Source organism: Acinetobacter sp. LMB-5 (genome assembly GCF_001541635.1).
Classification (GTDB): domain Bacteria; phylum Pseudomonadota; class Gammaproteobacteria; order Pseudomonadales; family Moraxellaceae; genus Acinetobacter; species Acinetobacter pittii.
Genome location: NZ_LRDR01000001.1, coordinates 566,376 through 587,493 on the forward strand (window position 1 = coordinate 566,376; position 21,118 = coordinate 587,493).

Annotated in this window: 18 protein-coding genes, 1 tRNA gene and 2 pseudogenes; 7 read left to right on the forward strand and 14 right to left on the reverse strand. The window is 37.5% G+C overall.

The features are described 5' to 3' along the window. Nucleotides 1–31: 31 nt before the first annotated feature. Nucleotides 32–637 carry a nitroreductase family protein gene (locus AW165_RS02565; protein WP_060464886.1) on the forward strand — a complete coding sequence of 202 codons (606 nt, stop codon included), beginning with the start codon at nucleotides 32–34 and terminating at the stop codon, nucleotides 635–637. Between the two features lie 100 nt (nucleotides 638–737). On the opposite strand, the pseudogene AW165_RS02570 reads toward AW165_RS02565, so the two are convergent. From AW165_RS02570 to AW165_RS02585, 4 genes and pseudogenes are all read right to left on the reverse strand, one after another. Further along, nucleotides 738–1,291 (reverse strand): annotated as a pseudogene (locus AW165_RS02570) (TetR/AcrR family transcriptional regulator). Nucleotides 1,292–1,937: 646 nt separating this feature from the next. Then, a complete protein-coding gene (locus AW165_RS02575) occupies nucleotides 1,938–2,363 on the reverse strand; it encodes a hypothetical protein (RefSeq protein WP_060464887.1) in 426 nt (141 codons plus the stop codon). A gap of 211 nt (nucleotides 2,364–2,574) precedes the next feature. After that, the gene (locus AW165_RS02580; RefSeq protein WP_081410520.1) at nucleotides 2,575–3,318 is read right to left on the reverse strand and encodes a hypothetical protein; all 744 of its coding nucleotides are present in this window, start codon (nucleotides 3,316–3,318) and stop codon (nucleotides 2,575–2,577) included. 136 nt (nucleotides 3,319–3,454) lie between these two features. Beyond that, nucleotides 3,455–3,874 carry a hypothetical protein gene (locus AW165_RS02585; RefSeq protein ID WP_060464889.1) on the reverse strand — a complete coding sequence of 140 codons (420 nt, stop codon included), beginning with the start codon at nucleotides 3,872–3,874 and terminating at the stop codon, nucleotides 3,455–3,457. 411 nt (nucleotides 3,875–4,285) lie between these two features. Here AW165_RS02585 and AW165_RS20035 point away from each other — a divergent pair, with 411 nt between their 5' ends. Then, nucleotides 4,286–4,480, forward strand: a complete 195-nt coding sequence (locus AW165_RS20035) for a hypothetical protein (protein WP_081410499.1) — start codon at nucleotides 4,286–4,288, stop codon at nucleotides 4,478–4,480. Between the two features lie 83 nt (nucleotides 4,481–4,563). Here the strand turns inward: AW165_RS20035 and AW165_RS02595 are convergent, their stop codons facing one another. The 3 genes from AW165_RS02595 to greB form a co-directional block, all read right to left on the reverse strand. Beyond that, nucleotides 4,564–5,436 carry a MetQ/NlpA family ABC transporter substrate-binding protein gene (locus AW165_RS02595; protein WP_060464890.1) on the reverse strand — a complete coding sequence of 291 codons (873 nt, stop codon included), beginning with the start codon at nucleotides 5,434–5,436 and terminating at the stop codon, nucleotides 4,564–4,566. A 447-nt stretch (nucleotides 5,437–5,883) separates the two neighbouring features. Then, nucleotides 5,884–5,973, reverse strand: a tRNA-Ser gene (locus AW165_RS02600). Nucleotides 5,974–6,062: 89 nt separating this feature from the next. After that, nucleotides 6,063–6,557, reverse strand: coding sequence for a transcription elongation factor GreB (greB, locus tag AW165_RS02605; protein WP_002118865.1), 495 nt, complete (start codon nucleotides 6,555–6,557; stop codon nucleotides 6,063–6,065). Nucleotides 6,558–6,928: 371 nt separating this feature from the next. Here greB and AW165_RS02610 point away from each other — a divergent pair, with 371 nt between their 5' ends. Continuing rightward, a complete protein-coding gene (locus AW165_RS02610; protein ID WP_032057444.1) occupies nucleotides 6,929–8,041 on the forward strand; it encodes a transglycosylase SLT domain-containing protein in 1,113 nt (370 codons plus the stop codon). 90 nt (nucleotides 8,042–8,131) lie between these two features. Here AW165_RS02610 and AW165_RS02615 read toward each other — a convergent pair whose 3' ends face one another. Together AW165_RS02615 and ttcA are read right to left on the reverse strand one after the other, a co-directional pair. Beyond that, nucleotides 8,132–8,515, reverse strand: a complete 384-nt coding sequence (locus tag AW165_RS02615) for an SCP2 sterol-binding domain-containing protein (RefSeq protein WP_002118641.1) — start codon at nucleotides 8,513–8,515, stop codon at nucleotides 8,132–8,134. Nucleotides 8,516–8,719: 204 nt separating this feature from the next. Then, entirely contained in the window at nucleotides 8,720–9,625 is a 906-nt protein-coding gene (ttcA, locus tag AW165_RS02620; protein WP_002118895.1) for a tRNA 2-thiocytidine(32) synthetase TtcA, read from the reverse strand. Nucleotides 9,626–10,198: 573 nt separating this feature from the next. Here ttcA and AW165_RS02630 point away from each other — a divergent pair. Next, nucleotides 10,199–10,990: pseudogene (locus AW165_RS02630) on the forward strand (lytic transglycosylase domain-containing protein); the annotation flags it as partial. Nucleotides 10,991–11,248: 258 nt separating this feature from the next. Further along, the gene (htpX, locus tag AW165_RS02635) at nucleotides 11,249–12,154 is read left to right on the forward strand and encodes a protease HtpX (protein ID WP_017399628.1); all 906 of its coding nucleotides are present in this window, start codon (nucleotides 11,249–11,251) and stop codon (nucleotides 12,152–12,154) included. Between the two features lie 48 nt (nucleotides 12,155–12,202). Here the strand turns inward: htpX and AW165_RS02640 are convergent, their stop codons facing one another. Both AW165_RS02640 and AW165_RS02645 read right to left on the reverse strand, forming a co-directional pair. Continuing rightward, complete coding sequence (locus tag AW165_RS02640) at nucleotides 12,203–12,778, reverse strand: DUF4112 domain-containing protein (RefSeq protein WP_060464891.1); 576 nt, start codon at nucleotides 12,776–12,778, stop codon at nucleotides 12,203–12,205. 73 nt (nucleotides 12,779–12,851) lie between these two features. Next, nucleotides 12,852–15,947 (reverse strand): multidrug efflux RND transporter permease subunit, encoded by a 3,096-nt coding sequence (locus AW165_RS02645; protein WP_060464892.1) that lies wholly within the window; start codon nucleotides 15,945–15,947, stop codon nucleotides 12,852–12,854. 263 nt (nucleotides 15,948–16,210) lie between these two features. Here AW165_RS02645 and AW165_RS02650 point away from each other — a divergent pair, with 263 nt between their 5' ends. Then, nucleotides 16,211–17,353: a glycerophosphodiester phosphodiesterase gene (locus AW165_RS02650; protein WP_060464893.1), complete on the forward strand. Its 1,143-nt coding sequence runs from the start codon at nucleotides 16,211–16,213 to the stop codon at nucleotides 17,351–17,353. 45 nt (nucleotides 17,354–17,398) lie between these two features. Here AW165_RS02650 and AW165_RS02655 read toward each other — a convergent pair whose 3' ends face one another. Continuing rightward, nucleotides 17,399–18,361 carry an MBL fold metallo-hydrolase gene (locus tag AW165_RS02655; RefSeq protein WP_060464894.1) on the reverse strand — a complete coding sequence of 321 codons (963 nt, stop codon included), beginning with the start codon at nucleotides 18,359–18,361 and terminating at the stop codon, nucleotides 17,399–17,401. Between the two features lie 106 nt (nucleotides 18,362–18,467). On the opposite strand from AW165_RS02655, the gene AW165_RS02660 reads away from it, so the two are divergent. Further along, nucleotides 18,468–18,842, forward strand: a complete 375-nt coding sequence (locus tag AW165_RS02660) for a diacylglycerol kinase (protein ID WP_002118962.1) — start codon at nucleotides 18,468–18,470, stop codon at nucleotides 18,840–18,842. Nucleotides 18,843–19,016: 174 nt separating this feature from the next. Here AW165_RS02660 and groL read toward each other — a convergent pair whose 3' ends face one another. Next, the gene (gene groL, locus AW165_RS02665; protein WP_002120607.1) at nucleotides 19,017–20,651 is read right to left on the reverse strand and encodes a chaperonin GroEL; all 1,635 of its coding nucleotides are present in this window, start codon (nucleotides 20,649–20,651) and stop codon (nucleotides 19,017–19,019) included. Between the two features lie 58 nt (nucleotides 20,652–20,709). Continuing rightward, complete coding sequence (locus AW165_RS02670) at nucleotides 20,710–21,000, reverse strand: co-chaperone GroES (RefSeq protein WP_002120604.1); 291 nt, start codon at nucleotides 20,998–21,000, stop codon at nucleotides 20,710–20,712. Nucleotides 21,001–21,118: the final 118 nt, after the last annotated feature.

The following is a 21,118-nucleotide window of genomic DNA, read 5'->3' on the forward strand; positions in this document are numbered from 1 at the left end:
CCGCTACCCAAATCTTAAGTAGGAAAATCTTATGAATGTTATTGATGCCATCCGTAACCGCCGCGCAGTTAAACGCTTCGACCCTGCTTTTCAACTTTCTGAAGATAACAAAAAGCAGTTATTACAAGAAGTTTTAGCCAATGCGCCAAGCGCTTTTAACTTACAACATTGGCGTCCAGTCATCATTGAAGATACTGAGTTAAGACAAAAAATTCGCACCATTGCTTGGGATCAACCACAAGTTACAGAGTCATCATTACTGATTGTGTTGTGTGCAAAAGTAAATACATGGGAAGTTGATGCTAAGCGTGTATGGGATGGCGCGACTCCGGAAGTTCAAAATATTATGGTTGGCGCAATTGACCAATATTACCGTGACCGTCCACAAACCCAGCGTGACGAAGTTATGCGTAGTGCAGGTATTTTTGCTCAAACCTTGATGCTTCTTGCTCAAGAGCATGGTTTAGACAGTTGCCCTATGGATGGTTTTGACTTTGATGCAATGGCAAAGCTCATTAACTTACCTGAAGACCATGTGGTGTGTTTAATGATTGCTGTTGGTAAGTCGGCTTCCGAGCCTTACCCACGCGTGGGCAAACTTCCTTACGACGATGTCATTATTCAAAATACATTCTAAGTTTTTAGTCAGATTTTAGGCTTTCATACTATTTGTTCTTTTTTTATAAATAGATGGAAGCCTTTAATTTGGCATGCATTTTAAAAGCGGACTTTGAATCCTATTTAAACTGCTTCAAAAAACATTCTAATATCATTTCTCTATCCCCTACTTGAGCCGAGCTTAAAAGCTGAATAATGGTTCCTTCAATCATATATAAAAATAATTTGGCGTCCTGAAAGGAAACATCTTTTTTAGTTTTATTAACTGACTATAGATTTCATTAAGCAACCATGTTCTATATCTCATTGCGGTGATATAAGCTTTTGGATAGGTCAGTTTGATTTCAAAAATTGCTTTAAATAATAGATAGTAAAGCCCCTCCAAATCGGTGTGTAAGACATAAAGTTTTTTAAGTTTATCCACCACACTTGTTTGACTAGTGTACTCAACCATTGAAACTACTTTTTCTTTTAAACGTTCTTTTTGCACGATCATGCAGATTTCGATAAACCGCTCTTTAGAGTGAAAATAATGATAAAAAGTCGCTTTTGGAATTTGAGACTCTTTCACGATTCTGTCGATTCCAACCGTATGAAATCCGTGATGGTGAAACAGATCAATTGATTTATTTACGACTTGGATGGCACGTGGGGAGATCACTAAATTTGGCATAGTTTTACCGTTATGAAAATTCTTGTTGTATGTAAACGAGATACTTTTTTGGGAGAAAAAAAGGCATAGCAAAGCCGTTAAGACTGTGTTTTGCACATCTCAAGTTTTATTGTTGATTAAGTTTTTGGTCGCGACGAATTAAAGCCTGAAAGCGCTAATCGCTATCAAGCTAAGTATAAATTTAAGTCGTGTCGATATAGACTTTGGCAAAGGCTGCCAAGAAATTAAGAATGTGCAAAGCCAACTCCTTTTTATTGGGAGTTCTGCCAGACATTTATAGAATTATGGTGGCAGAACGAAAGGGGGTTAGCAGACTGGCTCAAGACCCAGCACACCCGAAGGTGTCCCCCTTCCGTCCTACCGCTACAAAAAGGGAGACGAACGGGTCTACATCAAAAAATGAATTTTTTCAATGTTCTTGAGCACGGTCTGCTAAAACCGGCTGGCAATGTGGCCAGCAGGCAAAGAATAGTGCTCCGCCCTTTTGCAGTCAAGCACACAAAATGACATTTGTTTTAATTTAGATCATTAAAAAGTAAGGATAAATAATGCGTGAGTTATTGTTTAAGTGAGGTTTATAAAGGGAAAATAAAACAGCCTTAAGAGGCTGTTTTATTTGAGCTAGAAAGACTTCGTATAAGCTCCATTAGGTTAATTTTAAATAGTTTTCATAACTCGTTGTCTCTAAAACGTGTAATTTACTTATTTCTAGTTTTTTCATAATATCTGGGATCAAAGATCTATTAGCTAAAAAGAGCTGATCAGTCCTATCAAATCCACCTTGTAGCCTTATTCTTCCATTTTGAACATACATATCCATTAATCGATGTTCTCTTAGACTTTGTATAACAGTGGTTTTATATTCATCAAAATCTATTTTTTTATTATCTTTAAAAGAATACTCATCAAAAAGTTGATAGTAAAAGTTTAAGAATTTTTCTTCGCCATTTAAATATTCATCCAAGCTATTATTTTTCAATGAGATGTCGTAGCAAATGATATTCGATTGATCAGCTTCTACTTCTGAAAGCCAATGATCAAAAATAGAAATAGAAATGACCGTGTCCCACATAAATTTACTCAAATTACTAGAATTTTATAAGGATACATTAAGAGCTTTTCATCGTATAAAATATTTAATTCAACACTAAATAATTTATAAACCTCTCTTTGCTGCAACCACAACACCAACTGTTTTTTTAAACTTAGAACTTTCTTTATTAATTACTCCAACAATGCATAAGACTGCCGACTTAATCTCTGAAGAGGTCGAATAGAGCTTTTCAGTAAGGTCGAAACCAAGGTTTTTTGGGCTTAGTTCCCGTATATGCTGGACTAACTTTAATTGGCCCTTGACCTTTTTCACATTCTTGAACACCCCACTCACTCGGACGAAAACGTGCATTAGCTCCATCGGGTTCAGGTTTACCAAATTCTTTTGCAATATCATAATGAATGGATGGAATTTCAAACAGTACGATGTCCCCACGAGAACAAGCGATGGTGGGACGCTTCGTATCGTAAACCCATTTACCATAACCATTTTCTTCATTAGGATCAAAGCGCATAACTGGACCCACATGCTGATCCCATGCCAATTCCATTCGAGGAGGTTCCATCGCAGTTACCCACATTCCAGCGACTTGTACAGGATGAGGAAAACGTACAGCTTGTAATCCCCGTAAACTCAAGGGTAATTGAGGCTCACCATTATCAAAAGCATCATAACGACTGATTAAGCTCCCTTTGGGAATCAACAGTTCACCATATTGGGCATCTTGAGATAAAACGAAATGACTGCGACTTTCTTTATAATGCTCTTTAAGCGCAAAATCATACCCTACCGATGCAATCATATAAAATAAATAACCAGCCCACAGATCACATATCAATGCCAACAGCATAATGAATAATGTTTTTCGAGAAAAAAACCTAACAGGCTTTTGCGCCTTCTTTCGCCAAAAGAATATTAATTTCACCAACAAGCCTAGTGTTAGTACAACACCAATTAATGGAACAAAAAACAACAGAAAAATTGCGAAAAAAGAGAATGGCTGTACCGGTATCATAATTTTTAAATCTTTAACTTCATATTTTTCAAAGGTGGGCCGCCAAGAAAATTGTATATACGTGTATTAAAACAAGCCTTATAATTCACAGACACTATTTTATAGCCTTAGCATTTTCACACACTAAATTAAGCATAGCTAAATCATTATCACCCGTGGCTTTCATTACTTCACTCTTTTTATCGCTCTTATACTTAAGTTCACCATTATTTTTATCACCAATCATAAAGTCTAAAATCTGTATCGTCTTATGTGAACAGTCAAAAGCCATGTGGTATTGTGCAATATTATCTTTATCAAAATCACCTGTATAAAACTTTGTTTCGGGTACGCCAACTAGTTTTCTGGTAGCAGTAATTTTAAATTTACTTTTACTTGGTAAATAAAATTCGATTGAATCTAGTTCAAAAGCATAAGCGATATCTTCTTGTTGATAATAAACTTCTTCTGCTTGAATACTATTTGAAAAAGCTGCACAGGTAGCAAAAATTAAGCTAAAAATTGTTTTATTCATTTACTAAAACTCATACATAATTTTTTGTTGCCTGATTTTATATAATTATATTATTTGTTCATACCTGAATTAAAAAAATTTCTTTAAAATAAAAATACTTATTGAAAATTTACTATGTATATCTCAAAAAAGGTTATATAGAGATTTCCTATAGAAAAATATACTCCTATTTCTATGCCTTAGATTTTTTATCCAGCTATCAGTTATATATTCCACTACTGATACAAGATAAAATATACCGATATCTAGGAGAGTGTTTTCGCCTACACACTATAAACAATAAAATTTAATGAGAAGTTATGGATAATTTGAAGCATATAATTATCGCCTTTGTTGTGACTATTATTACGACAATATTAATCCCCTTTATTTTCAAGGTTTAACCCTCTAAAACTTACTTTAGCTTGTTTCTTGTCTTCCACTTTAGGTTTTGGATTAGCAGCTACCTATGACCGTAAATCTAATAATCGAGGAATAGAGGGTGATTGGGGAGCACATGGCTTATGGAAAGAGATATTTAATTTAGAACTAGTAACTATCAGCGTAGGTATGGAAGTTTTAATTACTCTTATACTTATGTTAGCAATTTATTTTTCTAGTGAATAATATTCTTAAACTAATAAATAAAAAAGCCAAGCCCCATCACTGTGGCTTAGCTTTTAAACATAATTTTAAATTAAAAAAATTACTTATTTGACATCTTCAAATTCAGAAACAGGTTTGTTCACTTCAACTTTTGTTCCACCGAATTTTTCGCTTACAAACTTTTGAACTTTAGGTAAGTGGTAAAGTTCACCAAGTTTGGTATAGATCGGATCATTCTTCTTCGCTTCAGCCACACCTAACAAATTCACATAAAGCTTTGTAGACTGGTCAATAGGTTCACGGAAGATAGAATCTTTCATTACATTTAAGCCACCCTCAAGTGCCAATGTATTACCCAATACAATTGCATCTACATCGTCTTTAACACGGACTGCTGTAGTCATTTGAATTGGTTTTAATTGCAAATTTTTAGGGTTCTCAGCAATATCATTAGTCGTCCCTTTTACAGGATCAAAGTTCGGCTTAAGTTTAATCAGATTTGCAGATTGCAATAAAGTTAATGCACGTGCTTCATTAGCAGTATCGTTTGGAATCGCGATGGTCGCACCTTGTGGGAACTCTTCAACAGATTTAACTTTATTTGCATAAATACCCATTGGCTCTAGATAGGTTGTCGCAACAGCAGCAACTTTGGCCTTATTTGAAGCATTATAAGCTGCCAAATAGTTAAAGGACTGGAACGCATTTACATCTTGTTCACCATTTGCGACTGATGTATTAAGCACAACATAGTCAGTCAGATTGGTCACTTCGAGTTTAATACCAGCTTCTTTAGTTTCAGGAAGCGTCGCAACATATTTCCACACGTCAGTATCCGAACCTGTTGAAACCAGTTTAATTGTTCGAACTGACTCAGTTTTGTTCTCAGCTGTATTTTCAGTTTGCGCAGGTTGTTTACTACATGCAGACAGTGTGAGAACAGATGCGCCGAACAGGACACTAAATAATTTTTTCATAAATACATCCTAAAATAGGAAATGCTTACTCTACAAAAGAAAGACATTCCCAACCATTGGGTCAAAATGCAATATTTGGCTGGAAATAGTTTCCAGATATATAAGGGTTTAGAAACCTGAATTCAGCCTTATTTCTTCCTTGATCTTGCTCGCTGAACAATAGAATCACGTTTTGAATCAGTCTCTAAATATTGGATCATCATATATCAATAAGTGATTATTCTACAAATAACTTGTTCGATTCTGATATATAGGGGATTAATTGATAAGATATTGAAAATAAAAAACATATTATATAAATATATTAATTTCAATTAAAATATATAGTTATTTGATTCATATGAAATTTTCAGGATTTATTAGCAGTATTTAAGCTAAATCTTACTGTAATGTAGACACTAGATATAAAAAAAAGCCCTTGTCATTAACAAGGGCTTTTTAAGAATCTGGCGGAAGCGGTGAGATTCGAACTCACGGAGGACTCACACCCTCGTCGGTTTTCAAGACCGGTGCATTAAACCGCTCTGCCACGCTTCCAACGAGCGCTATAATATAAATAAAAATTGAAGTTGGCAAATCTTTTATTTAATTTTTAATTCAACCGCTCAAAATAAACACAAATCTATTTAAATTTCTGAGTTTTCTGTCTTTTCATAGCGAATTGTATTGATATACCACAGCTTTTTTCCGGATGGCGTGTGTACTTCAATCTCATCATCAACTTCTTTGCCGAGCAATGCGCGAGCCATAGGTGACTCAATCGAGATATGTTGAGGGTGATGATCATAAATTTCATCAATTCCAACAATACGTAAAGTTTTTTGCTCACCTTCTTCATTTTCAATCTCGACCCAAGCACCAAAGTAAACTTTGCCGTCTTGCTCAGGTGAGTAATCAACGATTTTTAATTCTTCTAAGCGTTTTCCTAAATAACGTACACGTCGATCAATTTTTCTGAGGAGCTGCTTATTATATTGATAATCCGCGTTTTCACTGCGGTCACCTAAGCTTGCAGCCCAGTTTACTTTTTTGGTAATTTCCGGTCGTTCTTCATGCCAAAGTTGTTTTAATTCAGCAACTAATTTGTCATGCCCTGACCGAGTGATTAAGTTAGATTTCATGATAAAAAACCACTGTTCAACAACATATCGCTTACAAGATGTAGCATTTTATACCCTATTTTCTCACATCAGAAGTGTATAAATTTTCTTCCTTAAGAAATTCATGTGTTTATGATGATATATCGAAGTTTTAATTGTACAAAATTTGACATTACTTTTTTTCAATATTATGATGCGCGCAGTTTAAATGTTGAGCATTTTTTAACCCACTCGAAAACTATGTAGATTTTCTACACAGTTTGTTTTTTCATTTCATGTCATTTTGAATGACGTCATGACTGCCCACCCCTTATTGAATTTATCAACTTTTAGAAGTTATGGCAGCTTTTTGTCTGACTTTTAGGGCATAAATTATCTGTAGCGGAGACAACATGCACAGTAATTCAAGTTCTGGGTCGAGGCTTTGCCTTAACTCTTTATTTTCTTCTCTCCCGTTAAAAGCTCTTGCACTCAGTACTATACTTCTCCCATTTCATAGTCTTAATGCAGGAAAAACCCTACAGTACAATACTGTAGTTAATACAAACACTTTAACTGTTGTTGCGGTAGAAAGCCCGACAACCGTTTTCAAAGAAGATCAGTTTTTACATGGTTTTGGTTACGATTTAGCACGTAACTATGCACAGAACCTAAATGTAAAGCTGGACTTTAAAATCGTGGCAGACAATGCCACTGCACTTAGATGGGTTCAGCAAGGTAAAGCAAACTTTGCGATGACTACAGCAGGTTTAAGCACAATCGAAAACAAAGGTTTAATGTCGTTTTCTGCAAGTTGTGGTGACACAGCAAATTTGCAAAAAAATGGCTTAAATCCTGAGTTAAGTTGGGTATTTAAACAAGCTGATGACCCACTCACACAGACCGCCAGCGGCTTTGTTTGCCAAAGTAAGCAAAATGGTGTGACCCAACAACTTGCCTCTTTTTATAACCGCAATGTGGTGAAACCAGAAGCATGGTCAACCATTCAACGTGACTTAAGCACACGTTTACCGATTTACAAAGCGAGCTTTAAGCAAAGCGCAGCGAAGTATGATCTAGATTGGCATTTACTTGCTGCAATTGGTTATCAAGAATCATATTTAAAGCCAGAATCTGTTTCTCCCACAGGTGTGCGTGGCTTAATGATGCTAACCAATAGCACTGCTCGAGCAATGGGTGTAAGCAATCGTAGCGATCCTGCTCAGAGTATTCAGGGCGGCGCGAAGTATTACGATCTGATGCTAACCGAATTTGATAATATTCCGTTCCCTGATCGGAACTGGTATGCGCTTGTGGCCTATAACATGGGACCAGGTGCGGTAAGTCAGATTCAGAAGCGCTTGCAATCTCAAGGGAAAGATCCGAACAAATGGGTCAATCTCTATGACTATTTGCAAAGTAATAAAACGCGAAATGGTCGATATAAGCAAGCAGTTCAATATGTCACTCGTATCCGTGCTTATCTTGAACATATCAAAACGGCGCAGACACGAATCAATATCTAATTTTTATTTTTAAAAGTTGATAAATTCATTGTTTATACAAATAAAAAGCTTACCTCTTTGGGTAAGCTTTTTATATGAATTCTTTTAGATTTAAGCAGTATGCTCTAATACTTTCTTAAACAAATCTTTTTGTTCTTGGCTTGGCTTAGCTGTTTGTAAAGCCATTAATTGAGACATGTCGCCTTGAACTTTAATTTTACCAGTCATGAATGCCTGCATAGCAGCAGCCATATCAAACTCTAAGAATACTTTACGTAAAGTTTCAGCATCCATATTTAAAGTTGTTTTGGCATTTGAAGACAAACCTTTTTGGATTTTACCCCCATCTAAAGCTAATTCGGTATTTCCAGAAGCATCTGTAACTACTAAATTAATTGCCAAGTTCGCAAGAGCGGGCGGCAAATTAAGATCACCTGCTTCAGCAGTTAATTTTTCGACAGTCGCAAACCAATCTTCAGTTAAAAATGCAGGCATGATTCTTCCTCAAATTTATTTGTTCAATTTCTCTGGTTGTCTATCCAGACAACATCATGTGAAGCAATTCTGCTTGTGGCTTGTTATAGCATGTAATTTAAATTTTGGGCTATGACTTTTTGTACGGAACATTCATTTTTTAGTATTTTGATACATTAAAGGCACTTGTTTATAAAGTGCCTTTAACATTCTTTATACTAGCGTTTATTCAGCAGCGAAGCTTAAGTTCACTACATCTAAACGGTTCTTAAGCTCTTCCGGATCTTTAATATCCAACTCGCGCTGAGAATCTAGGGCTTCGAAATCAAACAATTCGCGGTCTGCTAACTGAGACGGAGATACGTTTTGTAATGCTCCGAAAATGCTGTGTAAGCGCTTCGGATATTGTTTATCCCATTCACGTAGCATTTCATTAAGCATGGCACGCTGTAGGTTTTCCTGCGAACCACAAAGGTTACATGGAATGATTGGGAACTGACGAATCTCGGCATATTTAATAATGTCTTTTTCTTCAACATATGCCAAAGGACGAATCAAAATGTTCTTTTTATCTGACGATAAAAGCTTTGGAGGCATCGCCTTTAAGCTACCGCCATGGAACAAATTCAAGAAGAACGTTGCAATGATGTCATCACGGTGGTGACCTAAAGCAACTTTAGTGGCACCAATCTCTTGTGCAAAGCCATATAAAGAACCACGGCGTAAACGTGAACATACTGCACAGTAGGTTTTACCTTCCGGCGTTAAGCGTTTAGTAATGGTATAGGTGTCTTTTTCTAAAATGTAATATGGAATGTTGTTCTCTTCCATATAACGAGGCAAAACATCTTCAGGAAAGCCTGGTTGTTTTTGGTCAAGGTTAACCGCAACCACCTCAAAATTAATCGGTGCAATACGCTTAAACTGCAACAAAATATCGAGCAAGGTATAACTGTCTTTACCACCAGACACACACACCATGACCTTATCGCCATCTTCAATCATATTGAAGTCACGAATAGCATGCCCAACTTGACGGCGAAGCTTCTTGAGCAAACGGTAATAGGCCGAGCTTGTTGGAAGTTCAGGCTTAAAATTAAATCCCTGATTGGACTCAACTGGCGCGTACATAGACGAGATATACCCATAAATAAAAATACCGCGCAATTTTATATGATTCAGAAGAGAATCGCATCAAAAGAATAGTTTCAATTCTTGAAGTCGTCACATTGCTCGTGCATGATGCAAAACACATGCTCTATTTTGACTGAAGCGTTCAAAATTTGTGCAAAATGCTTACTTTTTGGACTTTTCCACAGTTTTCCACAAAACCTGTGGATAAAATTGTGGATTTCTTCGTACTTGACAAACTGTTTTGGCCTTCTGTTAAGGGTTTTCTTTAAATTGATCATTTTTTAACCAATGTTTTTTATTATTAATAATCAACATGTTAACCATGTCAATAGAATCATTTTAAAAAAAAATTTTAATTTTTTTTGATGAGCATTCGAACAAATCAGCTTGATTTTTTGAAAGAGTCGAAATAAAAAAAATTACACAAATCTTCTTTAAGTAATATTTTTTGATAAACTCTTTTGCAAGTTTTGAGTACCTAAAAATTGTGAATAACATAAAATGAAAAATTCGGTTCAATTTCTTGTTTCTTGTTTGCTGGGGATGACCACTTTTACGGTCGGCATAACTTCGAGTTCAGCAGGTCAAATGTATATTTACCAAGATAAAAACGGTAGTACATTACTCACCAACCGAAAAAGCTATGACCACTCTCTTAAAAAAGTAAAAGTGACCTATTACCCTGATAGTAATATTCACAGTTATACAAACTGGGGAGCATCAGAAGCTTCTGTTCTGCCAAGCTACAATAAGAATAAAAATGCTTTCGACCACATTATTAGACAAGCTGCACAACAACATGGTGTTTCAGAAGGTTTAATTAAAGCCGTTATGCATACCGAGTCAGGATTTAACGTAAGAGCTCGTTCGCCAGTAGGTGCTCAAGGGTTAATGCAGCTCATGCCTGCGACTGCCCGTCGTTTTAATGTCTCTAACGCCTATGACCCGCAACAAAATATTTTTGCAGGCGCTAAATATTTAAGCTGGTTACTCAAGCGTTTTAATGGAAACACGCAAATGGCACTTGCGGCTTACAATGCCGGTGAAGGTAATGTCGACAAATATGGCGGTATTCCCCCTTTCCGTGAAACACAAGATTATGTGCGCCGTGTAACAAGTCGATACCAAAACCTATATGCATCAGGTTCAGGTTTTTCATCTTTTACAAATACTTCAGTACAAACCGTTTCACATCCTTCTAATTTGGCAGAAAACACAACAGCTCAAATCACGACTCAATCACCTAAATATTCATCTTCTCGTCAAATCGTGACTTTATCTGACGGTACATATACCGATGCACCAACGGGCACTTATGTCACCAATAATGCCACCGCAATTGCCCATATACGAATTGAATAAACAGTAAAGAAGAACGGCGGCTCGCAGTTCTATTTAGGTAAGTTCAGATGTTTTAAATTGTAATGATCTATTACCTGATCTTTACCATTTTGACGAATTTAGCCAATTATTCTTTAAATTTAGGCACATTCTGCTAAATGAAAGAATGTATCAATTCCTTATTTTTTTCTTGAATTTTTCCCCCAAGCCCCGCATATTAGCTTCATGATTTCGAATTTGTAAATCAGATAACATTTTATTTATAAGAGGATTTTCTCAATGATGCGGATTGGTTTGTTTTTGCTTACCAACCTCGCGGTACTGGTTGTAGCTGGCATTATTTTGTCACTCTTCGGTGTCGGTAGTTACCATGGCGCGGGTGGCTTGAATCTAGGCAACCTTTTAGTGATCTGTTTTGTGTTTGGTATGGTGGGATCTTTAATCTCGTTATTCATGTCAAAATGGATGGCTAAGAAAACGACCGGTACAGAACTGATCGACCCGAATGCTCCTCGTAACCAAGCTGAAAGCTGGTTATTGCAAACAGTCGCTGAACTTTCTCAACGTGCTGGTATCAACATGCCAGAGGTTGGTATTTTTCCATCATATCAATCCAATGCCTTTGCAACAGGTTGGAACAAAAATGATGCCCTAGTTGCCGTTTCCACCGGCTTACTTGAGCGTATGAACAAAGATGAGCTACGTGCTGTGCTTGCGCACGAGATCGGTCACGTTGCGAATGGTGACATGGTTACCCTAGCGCTCATCCAAGGTGTTGTGAACGCCTTTGTTATGTTCTTTGCTCGTGTCGTTGGTGACTTTATCGACCGTAATGTTTTTGGTCGTCAAGATGATGAGGCCCCAGGTATGGGTTACTTCATTATTACCATGGTATTGGATATCGTCTTTGGTATTCTCGCTTCTGCCATTGTGATGTGGTTCTCTCGTTATCGTGAATACCGTGCTGATGAAGCAGGTGCACGTTTAGCAGGTAAACAAGCAATGATTTCTGCATTACTACGTCTCCAAGCTGAGACAGAAATGCCAGATCAAATGCCAAAAGAAATGAAAGCCTTCGCAATTGCGGAAGGTAAAGAACAAGGTTTCAGCTTAGCTGCTTTGTTCCAAACCCACCCAACAATTGAACAACGTGTGGCAGCTTTACATCAATTAGATTGCCCATAAAACGTTTAATGTAAAAATAAAGCCTCCAAATGGAGGCTTTATTTTTTATTACATTGTTTGATAGAGACCCCACAGGTAACTTGCGCCCCACCAAACAGCTAAGCCAATTAAAAGCAGTACTAATGCACCTACTAAATCGGGAATATGCAACCATAACCAACTGACAACAGGATTTCGCCAGAAAGCTGAGTTCTGCTGCTTCTTTTCAAGCTTTTCATGCAAATAGGGATGAACAACATGGATATCGCTCTGAATCGCATATTCTTCGCGTATATGCGTGTGAACTACATCTAGTGCTTTTCGACTTGGTCTTATAAAAATATCAAAAATAGTCCCAGCCACAGGAACAAATCCGACTACGGCATCTACAACAGCCAGTTTGATGACTGGCGTTAGCTTATGTTGAGGCACACCAATTTGTTTGGCTTTATAAATGGCATAACAGGTCAATGCAAAACCAGCGACATCACCGGCAATCGGAATAGTACTCAGTGCAGCATCGGCACCAATACCCTGCTTTGTAAAAGGAATACGAACTGCGCTATCCATCATGGTTGCAAACTTGGCCAGATCTCGTTCTAGTGCGATCACCTGTTGCTCTGTTAATTTTTTTTCTTGAGGCATTTAAATCAAATATATAAAGAGAAAGTTAATCTTAATATACTTGATTTAATACCTCTTTTTAAATTGTTTACTTTTAACTAGTAGCTTTCGATCTGAACAAGGAACGCAGCAACACGTACATGACGGGAATAAAGAAAAGAACCAGTACTGTACCAAACATAACCCCACCTAAAATACTAATACCGATTTCTTGACGGCTTACAGCTCCTGCACCTTGTGCAAATACAAGAGGAATCACTCCTGCACCAAAAGCCAAAGATGTCATTAAAATCGGTCTTAAACGTAAGCTCGCCCCTTCTAAAGCTGCTTCAATTGCACTCTTACCTTTTTCCTGAGCCAAAGCAGCAAACTCAACAATTAAAATTGCATTTTTACATGACAAGCCAATCGTGGTTAACAGTGCGATCTGGAAATACACATCATTGGGTAGTCCGAAAATATAAGAGAAAATGACACTTCCTCCAACACCTAACGGAATAGAGGTCATTACAGCGGCTGGAATACTCAAGCTTTCATATAGAGCAGCTAAACATAAGAAAATAAAGCCTGCCGAAATTAAATATAACCAGACGGCCTGATTTGTCGACTTCTGCTCTTCAAAAGATAGACCTGTCCACGCCAAGCCAACATCCTTTTGCTGATTTACAAGTTGTTCAACATCTTTCATTGCCTGACCTGAACTGCTGCCACTCGCAACATCTGCCTGTAACTGCAAGGCACTATAACCCATATAGCGCTTTACGATTTCAGGAGCGCCGCCCCAGCTAAAGTTAGCAAATGAACTAAAAGGCACCATTTCATTTTGGTTGTTACGCACAGACCAGTTATATAAATCTTCTGGTTTTGATCTGAACTGGGCATCACCTTGAATCATAACGCGCTTGATACGACCACGGTCAATAAAGTCATTCACATACGTTCCACCCCACGCACTCGATAAAGTGTTGTTAATCGCAGGAAGCTCTAATCCATTTGCTAATGCTTGTTTCTGGTCAATTTTGATATTGAGGTTTGCTTTACTATTAGTAGATTGCTTATCAAAGTTTTCAAAACTTGAATAGCTTTTACTCTGCGTTTGCAACTGACGGAAGGTGTTATCTAGAAAATCTTGCCCTTGCCCATTCAAATCTTGAATCCATAAATCCAGACCATCTGTTTGGCCCAAACCATTGACTGAAGCAGGTAATGTCACATTAATTTGTGCATTACTAAATTGACTGAAATATTTCATCGCACGCTTTTGTATAGCGTCAGCCGAATTTTCCTTACCTGTACGTACATCCCAAGGTTTTAAGGCAATAAATCCCTGAGCCAAGTTCTGGCCTGTACCAGAATAATTTCGGCCATAGCGAATCAAAACCAGATCCACATTCTTATCTTCTTGAGTTAAGAAATATTGACGGACTTGTTCTCCAATTTTCTGACTTTGCGAGATTGGCGCACTATCAACAAGTTTAATTTGAACACTTAAAATGCCTTGATCTTCTTTAGGAATAAATCCACTTTTTAAACCACTATAGAACAGTGCAAAAACAGCAATCAAAGCCACAAAAATCACGATAACCGATTTACTATACCGAATGCTTGTCTGGACGATCTTGATATATTGATTTTTAAGTTGATCAATTTTTTTGTTAAACCAAACTGCCCAGCGCATAGGCTCTGGATTCGGTTTTAAAATTAAGGCACATAAAGCGGGTGTTAAGACTAATGCCACAACGAGTGATAACGCCATAGCGGCAACCAAAGTAATAGAAAACTGACGGTAAATCACGCCAATTGAACCACCTAAAAACGACATTGGAATAAAAACAGCAGTTAAAACCAATGTAATTCCCACTAAGGCACCACTAATTTCTCCCATCGACTCAATCGCTGCTTCTTTCGGCGTTAAATGCTGTTCATGCATGAGCCGTTCAACATTCTCAACCACCACAATCGCATCATCGACTAGCAAACCAATGGCGAGCACCAATGCAAACAGCGTTAAGGTGTTAATACTAAAACCGAGTACATATAAAACAGCAAAAGTTCCTAAAATAACAATAGGAACGGTAATACTCGGAATGAGTGTAGCGCGCCAGCTTTGCAAGAACAGGAACATCACCAAAATAACTAAAATAATGGCTTCAATAAGCGTCTTTACAACTTCTTTAATAGACTCTTGAACAAACGGCGTATTATCTCGTGGATAAACAATTTTATAGCCAGCAGGTAGCTTAGTTGTAAGCTGATCTAGAGTTTGATGGATGAGTTTCGAGGTCTGAATCGCGTTTGCACCAGAAGATAGTGAAATGCCTAAACCAGCAGCCGGATAACCATTAATAGTGTTAAAAGACTGATAATTTTCTGCACCTAACTCGACTCTAGCAATATCTTTTAAGTAGACATAGCTCGCTGTTTGATTTGCTTTCACTACAATATTTTTAAAATCTTCGACTGTTTTTAGTCGAGACCCTGCGGTGACTTTAGTATTTAAATATTGTCCATCAATGACAGGTAAATCACCGATTGCACCTGCAGCAACTTGTGTATTTTGAGCAGTGATTGCACTGGCAACATCACTTGGCATTAAATTGTATTGTTTTAATTTTTCTGGATTTAGCCAGATTCGCATTGCATATTGCGAACCGAAAACATCTGACTCACCCACCCCTTCAATACGGTTCAGGTCATCTACCACATGCGTAGTTAGATAGTCCGATAGCTCAATATTGCCCGATTTACCAGTTGAGTCATATAAGCCTACCACCATAAAAGTATCGCCGAGTGACTTACTCACGGTCACCCCTTGGCGTTGTACTTCATCGGGTAAACGTCTTATGACACCACTAATACTATTTTGTACTTGGACCTGTGCTGTATCTGGATTTGTTCCATTATCAAAACTAATGGTAATTCGGCTACGTCCTGATGAATCACTGGTAGAGCTGAAATAAAGTAAATTATCAATACCTTGTATTTGTTGTTCTAAAATCTGAGTAACACTTTGCTCAACCGTTTGTGCATCCGCACCACTATAACTTGCCGAGACTGTAATTTTAGGAGGGGCAATATCAGGATAGCGCTCTACGGGTAAATTCAGCACCGAGAAAATACCAAATGCCATAACAATAATTGCGAGTACACTGGCAAAAATGGGACGCTGAATAAAAAATTTAGATAGCATGGCTGCTCAGAATTAGGTCGTCAATTAACAGATGGCAATACCAAATTTGCCCTCTTGATCATCAACGAGTGATATAAAAAAGACAAGTAGAATTAACACAATAAATGCAATTAGAACAAAAACAAAGCAAGAACTGGCATTTCCTACAAACCCATAAACAAGGTTTTAACAAGTGTCACTGAAAATTCATGAATTCTTCATGATCACGTCAAGTTCAATCATCAGACTAAATGCGCTTCGACTAAAACAATATGAGTAGAATTATGTTTAAAAGAGCACTTTTATGCTTAAGTTTAATTAGTTTGGTTGGTTGTAATGATGACGATAAAACGGAAAACTCACCAACCACACCAGAATATCAACTTCCTAAAATTTTAGTGGTAGGACACCGCGGTGCGAGCGCTTTACGTCCTGAACACACATTAGCTTCATATCAAAAAGCGATTGATGATGGCGCAGATTTCATTGAACCTGATCTAGTCTCTACAAAAGATGGCGTATTGGTTACTCGCCATGAAAATGAGATTGGTGGAACAACCAATGTAAGCACTTTAAGCCAGTTTGCAGACCGTAAAACTACAAAAAATATTGATGGTAAAGACTTAACAGGCTGGTTTACAGAAGACTTCACTTTAAGTGAATTACAGCAGCTTAAAGCGCGTGAACGCATTCCAGAGTTCCGACCAGCAAACACAGCCTATAATGACCTCTACCCTGTCCCGACTCTAGAGCAAGTGATTGAACTGGCTGAAGCAAATTATAAGAAAACGGGAAAAATTATTGGTTTATATATTGAAACCAAACATCCGACTTACTTTAAAAATCAGAAACTGGCAATGGAAGATACCCTTCTTAAAACCTTAGCCAAATACGAATATACACGTGATATTGCACCTGTCTATTTACAGTCTTTTGAAGTGAGTAATCTAAAATATTTAAAAGATCAGCTCGGCCTTCATAAAACGATTAAACATGCACAAATTATTCAATTATATGACGCTAAAACTTCGCAACCAGCCGACTTCGTTGAATCTGGTGAAACTAAAACTTATGCCGATTTAGCCACCGCACAAGGCTTAAAAGACGTGGCTAAATATGCAAACGGTGTAGGTCCAAGTAAAGGCTATATTCTTAACTTTAATGACAGTGGCTCGGTTCAAACGACTTCGTTTATTACTGATGCACATACAGCTGGCTTGAAAGTACATCCTTATACTTTCCGCCCAGAAAATAATTATTTACCAACGCCTTTAAAGTGCAGTCAAGATAAACCAGCAGAGCGCTGTCCATCTGGTGCTTTAAAAGAGTTTGAAGCCTATTTTAAAGCTGGTGTTGATGGTGTCTTTACAGATGACCCGGCACTTGGCCGTGAAGCCTTTATTAATTATGAAAAAGCCACAAAATAAATAAAGTTTTTAATAAAAAAACAGGGCAATAAATGCCCTGTTTTTTTATTTCTCTACAACATTATCAAAATAAAGTGGGATCCACTGATATTGCTCAGCATTTACTTTATAAACATGGCCAATGCCCGGAAATGGTAAATGTGGTGCGGCAACCCATTGTTGCTTATTTGAAATTTCAGCAAACATTTTTAGACGGGTATTAATTGCCTGCTCAGAATTCACATCAAAATCTACCCCAGTTTTTGGAGCATCAAATTGCAATGAATGTGAGTGGACAATGTCTCCAACAAAAATGATTTGCTGATCATTACTTTTTAAGCGGAAGCTATGATGACCTGGTGTATGACCACGAGTATCGATTACCTCAAAACCTTGAATGACATCGCCGTCTTTAAATGTCTTGAATGCTTTTTTTACTTGGTATGGAGCAAGAGCAGTTTTTACGTTTTTAACAGTACCTAAATAATTTTCTTTTTTGTCTGCTGGCACTGTTTTTTCAGAAGCTGGATTTAACCAGTAATCAGCTTCACGCTCATGTGCATATACAGTTGCATTTGGAAATACAGCTTTTCCATTTTGAGCAATACCACACACATGGTCTGGGTGTAGATGAGTAAGTAAAACAGTTTTTACATCAGCAAGCTTATAACCTGCTAATTCAATATTTTTTGCAATCGAGCCAAGTTGCGGGCCAAAACAACTTGCTGCCCCACTGTCTACAAGCGTTAAACTTTTTCCATCATCAACTAAAAATGCATTTACCGAGGTTTGAATCCCTTTCTCATTAACAGCAGCATATTTCGTTAAGATTTTAGTTTTCTGGGCCTGATTTAGATTTTTGAATAAATCAGGATTTAAATAAATCGTACCATCAAGCAAAGAAGTTACACGGTAGTTTCCAAATTGATGGTGATAATATCCTGGTACTTGCGGGGTTACTGTTGGCTCAGCATAACTTCCATGGATGCTTCCAATTGCAAGGCCCAACGCTACACATAATTTTTTCATCTTTTCTTCTCTATTGAGTTATAAAGTCGAAATCTTTAAAAAAGATTTAATAATTTTTTAAGACCCAAATTATATAATGCATGAAAAGTGTCAGAAATATAAGTATATGAATAGCTATTCTCCCTATAAGGGTAAAAGCGGTCTTAAGCGCATATTAAATGCAACGGGCTACTCTATTTCAGGATTTAAAGCAGCTTATAAAAATGAGGCAGCTTTTCGCCAAATTGTTTTGATTAATATTATTTTGATTCCGGTTAGTTTTTTTCTTGATGTGAGCCGTAGTGAGCATGTGTTACTGATTATTGTATGTCTTTTTGCAATGATCGTTGAGCTATTCAACTCTGCTATTGAGGCTGTGGTTGACCGAGTCTCACTTGAAAAACATCAGCTTTCTAAAAATGCAAAAGATATGGGAAGTGCTGCCCAATTTGTTGCACTCTCTATCATTGCAATTACATGGTTAATTATTTTATTAGGCTAAAAAAAACCATGCCTACAAGTAAATAAGCATGGTTGTAACAAAAGAGGAACTTCTAGCTGCTGTTCCTGTTTTTAATATAAATAATGGAACTTAATTATTTCTTAAAATTACGTGAAAAATAAAAAAAATCCCTGCATAAGCAGGGATTTTTTTGGTTAAAGCGTTGATGCGTTATTACATCATGCCGCCCATACCACCCATACCGCCCATATCTGGAACAGCTGGTTTATCTTCAGGAATGTCAGTAATCATACATTCTGTAGTTAACATTAAGCCAGCAACAGAAGCTGCATGCTCAAGTGCAGAGCGAGTTACTTTAGCTGGGTCAAGGATACCCATTTCTAACATATCGCCATATTCACCAGTTGCAGCGTTGTAACCAAAGTTACCTTCACCACCTTTAACTGCATTGATCACTACAGATGGCTCATCACCAGCGTTTGCAACGATTTGACGAAGTGGAGCTTCGATCGCACGACGTAAAATGTTGATACCTGCTGTTTGGTCTTCATTAGCGCCTTTTAAGCCATCTAATGCATTAACCGCACGTACTAGAGCAACACCACCACCAGCAACAACACCTTCTTCAACTGCTGCACGAGTTGCATGAAGCGCATCGTCTACACGGTCTTTCTTCTCTTTCATTTCAACTTCAGTTGCTGCACCGATTTTAATTACAGCAACACCGCCTGCTAATTTAGCAACGCGTTCTTGTAATTTTTCACGGTCATATTCTGAAGTAGATTCTTCAATTTGAGCACGGATTTGTTGAACACGCTCAGCAATACCAGCAGCATCACCAGCACCATCAACAATAACAGTGTTTTCTTTAGAAACAGTGATTTTGTGCGCAGTACCTAAATCTTGAAGAGTTGCTTGCTCTAAAGACATACCAACTTCTTCAGAAATAACAGTTGCACCAGTCAAGATTGCGATGTCTTGAAGCATTGCTTTACGACGGTCACCGAAACCAGGAGCTTTAACAGCACATACTTTGATAATACCGCGCATGTTGTTTACAACAAGTGTAGCAAGCGCTTCACCTTCAACATCTTCAGCGATGATAAGAAGTGGTTTACCAGTTTTTGCAACTGCTTCTAAAACAGAAATCAATTCACGGATGTTGCTGATTTTCTTGTCTACAAGAAGAATGAACGGGTTTTCAAGTTCAGCAGTTAAAGTATCTTGTTTGTTTGCGAAGTATGGAGAGATATAACCACGGTCAAACTGCATACCTTCTACAACGTCTAACGCGTCTTCGAAGCCAGAACCTTCTTCTACAGTAATTACGCCTTCTTTACCTACTTTTTCCATCGCTTGGGCGATAAGTTTACCAACAGTAGTATCAGAGTTAGCAGAGATAGAACCTACTTGTTCGATCGCTTTAAAATCATCAGCTGGTTTTGCATTTGAACGGATATTTTCAACTACAGTTTTTACTGCGATATCGATACCACGTTTTAAATCCATTGGGTTCATGCCTGCAGTTACAGATTTGATCCCTTCATTTAAAATTGCTTGAGCAAGTACAGTTGCAGTTGTAGTACCGTCACCAGCGATATCGTTAGTTTTGCTAGAAACTTCACGAACAAGTTGAGCACCCATGTTTTCAAACTTGTCTTTTAATGAAATTTCTTTAGCAACAGTTACGCCGTCTTTAGTGATGTGCGGAGCACCGAAAGAACGGTCAATAACTACGTTACGACCTTTAGGGCCTAAAGTCACTTTAACCGCATCTGCAAGTACGTTTACGCCTGCAATCATTTTTGAGCGAGCTGAATCACCAAATTTTACGTCTTTAGCTGACATATTAAACTCCGAATCTTTTTAAATACTGAATCTGATAATGAATTGAGTTATGGATTGATTAGCCTTCCAACACAGCTAAAATGTCTGACTCTTTCATGATTAAGAGTTCTTCACCACTTACTTTCACTGTTGTACCTGCATAAGTACCAAACAATACTTTGTCACCAACTTTAACATCCAAAGCACGTACGCCATTCTCAGTGATTTGACCATTACCTACTGCAATTACTTCACCTTGAGATGGTTTTTCAGCAGCAGAACCTGGAAGTAAAATACCACCAGCAGTTTTGGTTTCTTCTTCTACGCGACGAATTACAACGCGATCATGTAATGGACGAATGTTGCTCATAATTAACTCCATCAGACTAAGTCTTTTTGATTAATCGTTATTGCTTTAATCCAGAGCAATAACAAAATATTTAGATGTCACTTTTGTGGGGATGAAAAAAAAGGCTTCAAGGGGAAAA

Coding starts and splice junctions, on each gene's coding strand:
- AW165_RS02565 (WP_060464886.1), top strand. CDS start 32: ATGAATGTTATTGATGCCATCCGTAACCGCCGCGCAGTTAAACGCTTC.
- AW165_RS02575 (WP_060464887.1), bottom strand. CDS start 2,363: ATGTGGGACACGGTCATTTCTATTTCTATTTTTGATCATTGGCTTTCA.
- AW165_RS02585 (WP_060464889.1), bottom strand. CDS start 3,874: ATGAATAAAACAATTTTTAGCTTAATTTTTGCTACCTGTGCAGCTTTT.
- AW165_RS02595 (WP_060464890.1), bottom strand. CDS start 5,436: ATGAAAAAATTATTTAGTGTCCTGTTCGGCGCATCTGTTCTCACACTG.
- greB (WP_002118865.1), bottom strand. CDS start 6,557: ATGAAATCTAACTTAATCACTCGGTCAGGGCATGACAAATTAGTTGCT.
- AW165_RS02610 (WP_032057444.1), top strand. CDS start 6,929: ATGCACAGTAATTCAAGTTCTGGGTCGAGGCTTTGCCTTAACTCTTTA.
- AW165_RS02615 (WP_002118641.1), bottom strand. CDS start 8,515: ATGCCTGCATTTTTAACTGAAGATTGGTTTGCGACTGTCGAAAAATTA.
- ttcA (WP_002118895.1), bottom strand. CDS start 9,625: ATGTACGCGCCAGTTGAGTCCAATCAGGGATTTAATTTTAAGCCTGAA.
- htpX (WP_017399628.1), top strand. CDS start 11,249: ATGATGCGGATTGGTTTGTTTTTGCTTACCAACCTCGCGGTACTGGTT.
- AW165_RS02640 (WP_060464891.1), bottom strand. CDS start 12,778: ATGCCTCAAGAAAAAAAATTAACAGAGCAACAGGTGATCGCACTAGAA.
- AW165_RS02645 (WP_060464892.1), bottom strand. CDS start 15,947: ATGCTATCTAAATTTTTTATTCAGCGTCCCATTTTTGCCAGTGTACTC.
- AW165_RS02650 (WP_060464893.1), top strand. CDS start 16,211: ATGTTTAAAAGAGCACTTTTATGCTTAAGTTTAATTAGTTTGGTTGGT.
- AW165_RS02655 (WP_060464894.1), bottom strand. CDS start 18,361: ATGAAAAAATTATGTGTAGCGTTGGGCCTTGCAATTGGAAGCATCCAT.
- AW165_RS02660 (WP_002118962.1), top strand. CDS start 18,468: ATGAATAGCTATTCTCCCTATAAGGGTAAAAGCGGTCTTAAGCGCATA.
- groL (WP_002120607.1), bottom strand. CDS start 20,651: ATGTCAGCTAAAGACGTAAAATTTGGTGATTCAGCTCGCTCAAAAATG.
- AW165_RS02670 (WP_002120604.1), bottom strand. CDS start 21,000: ATGAGCAACATTCGTCCATTACATGATCGCGTTGTAATTCGTCGCGTA.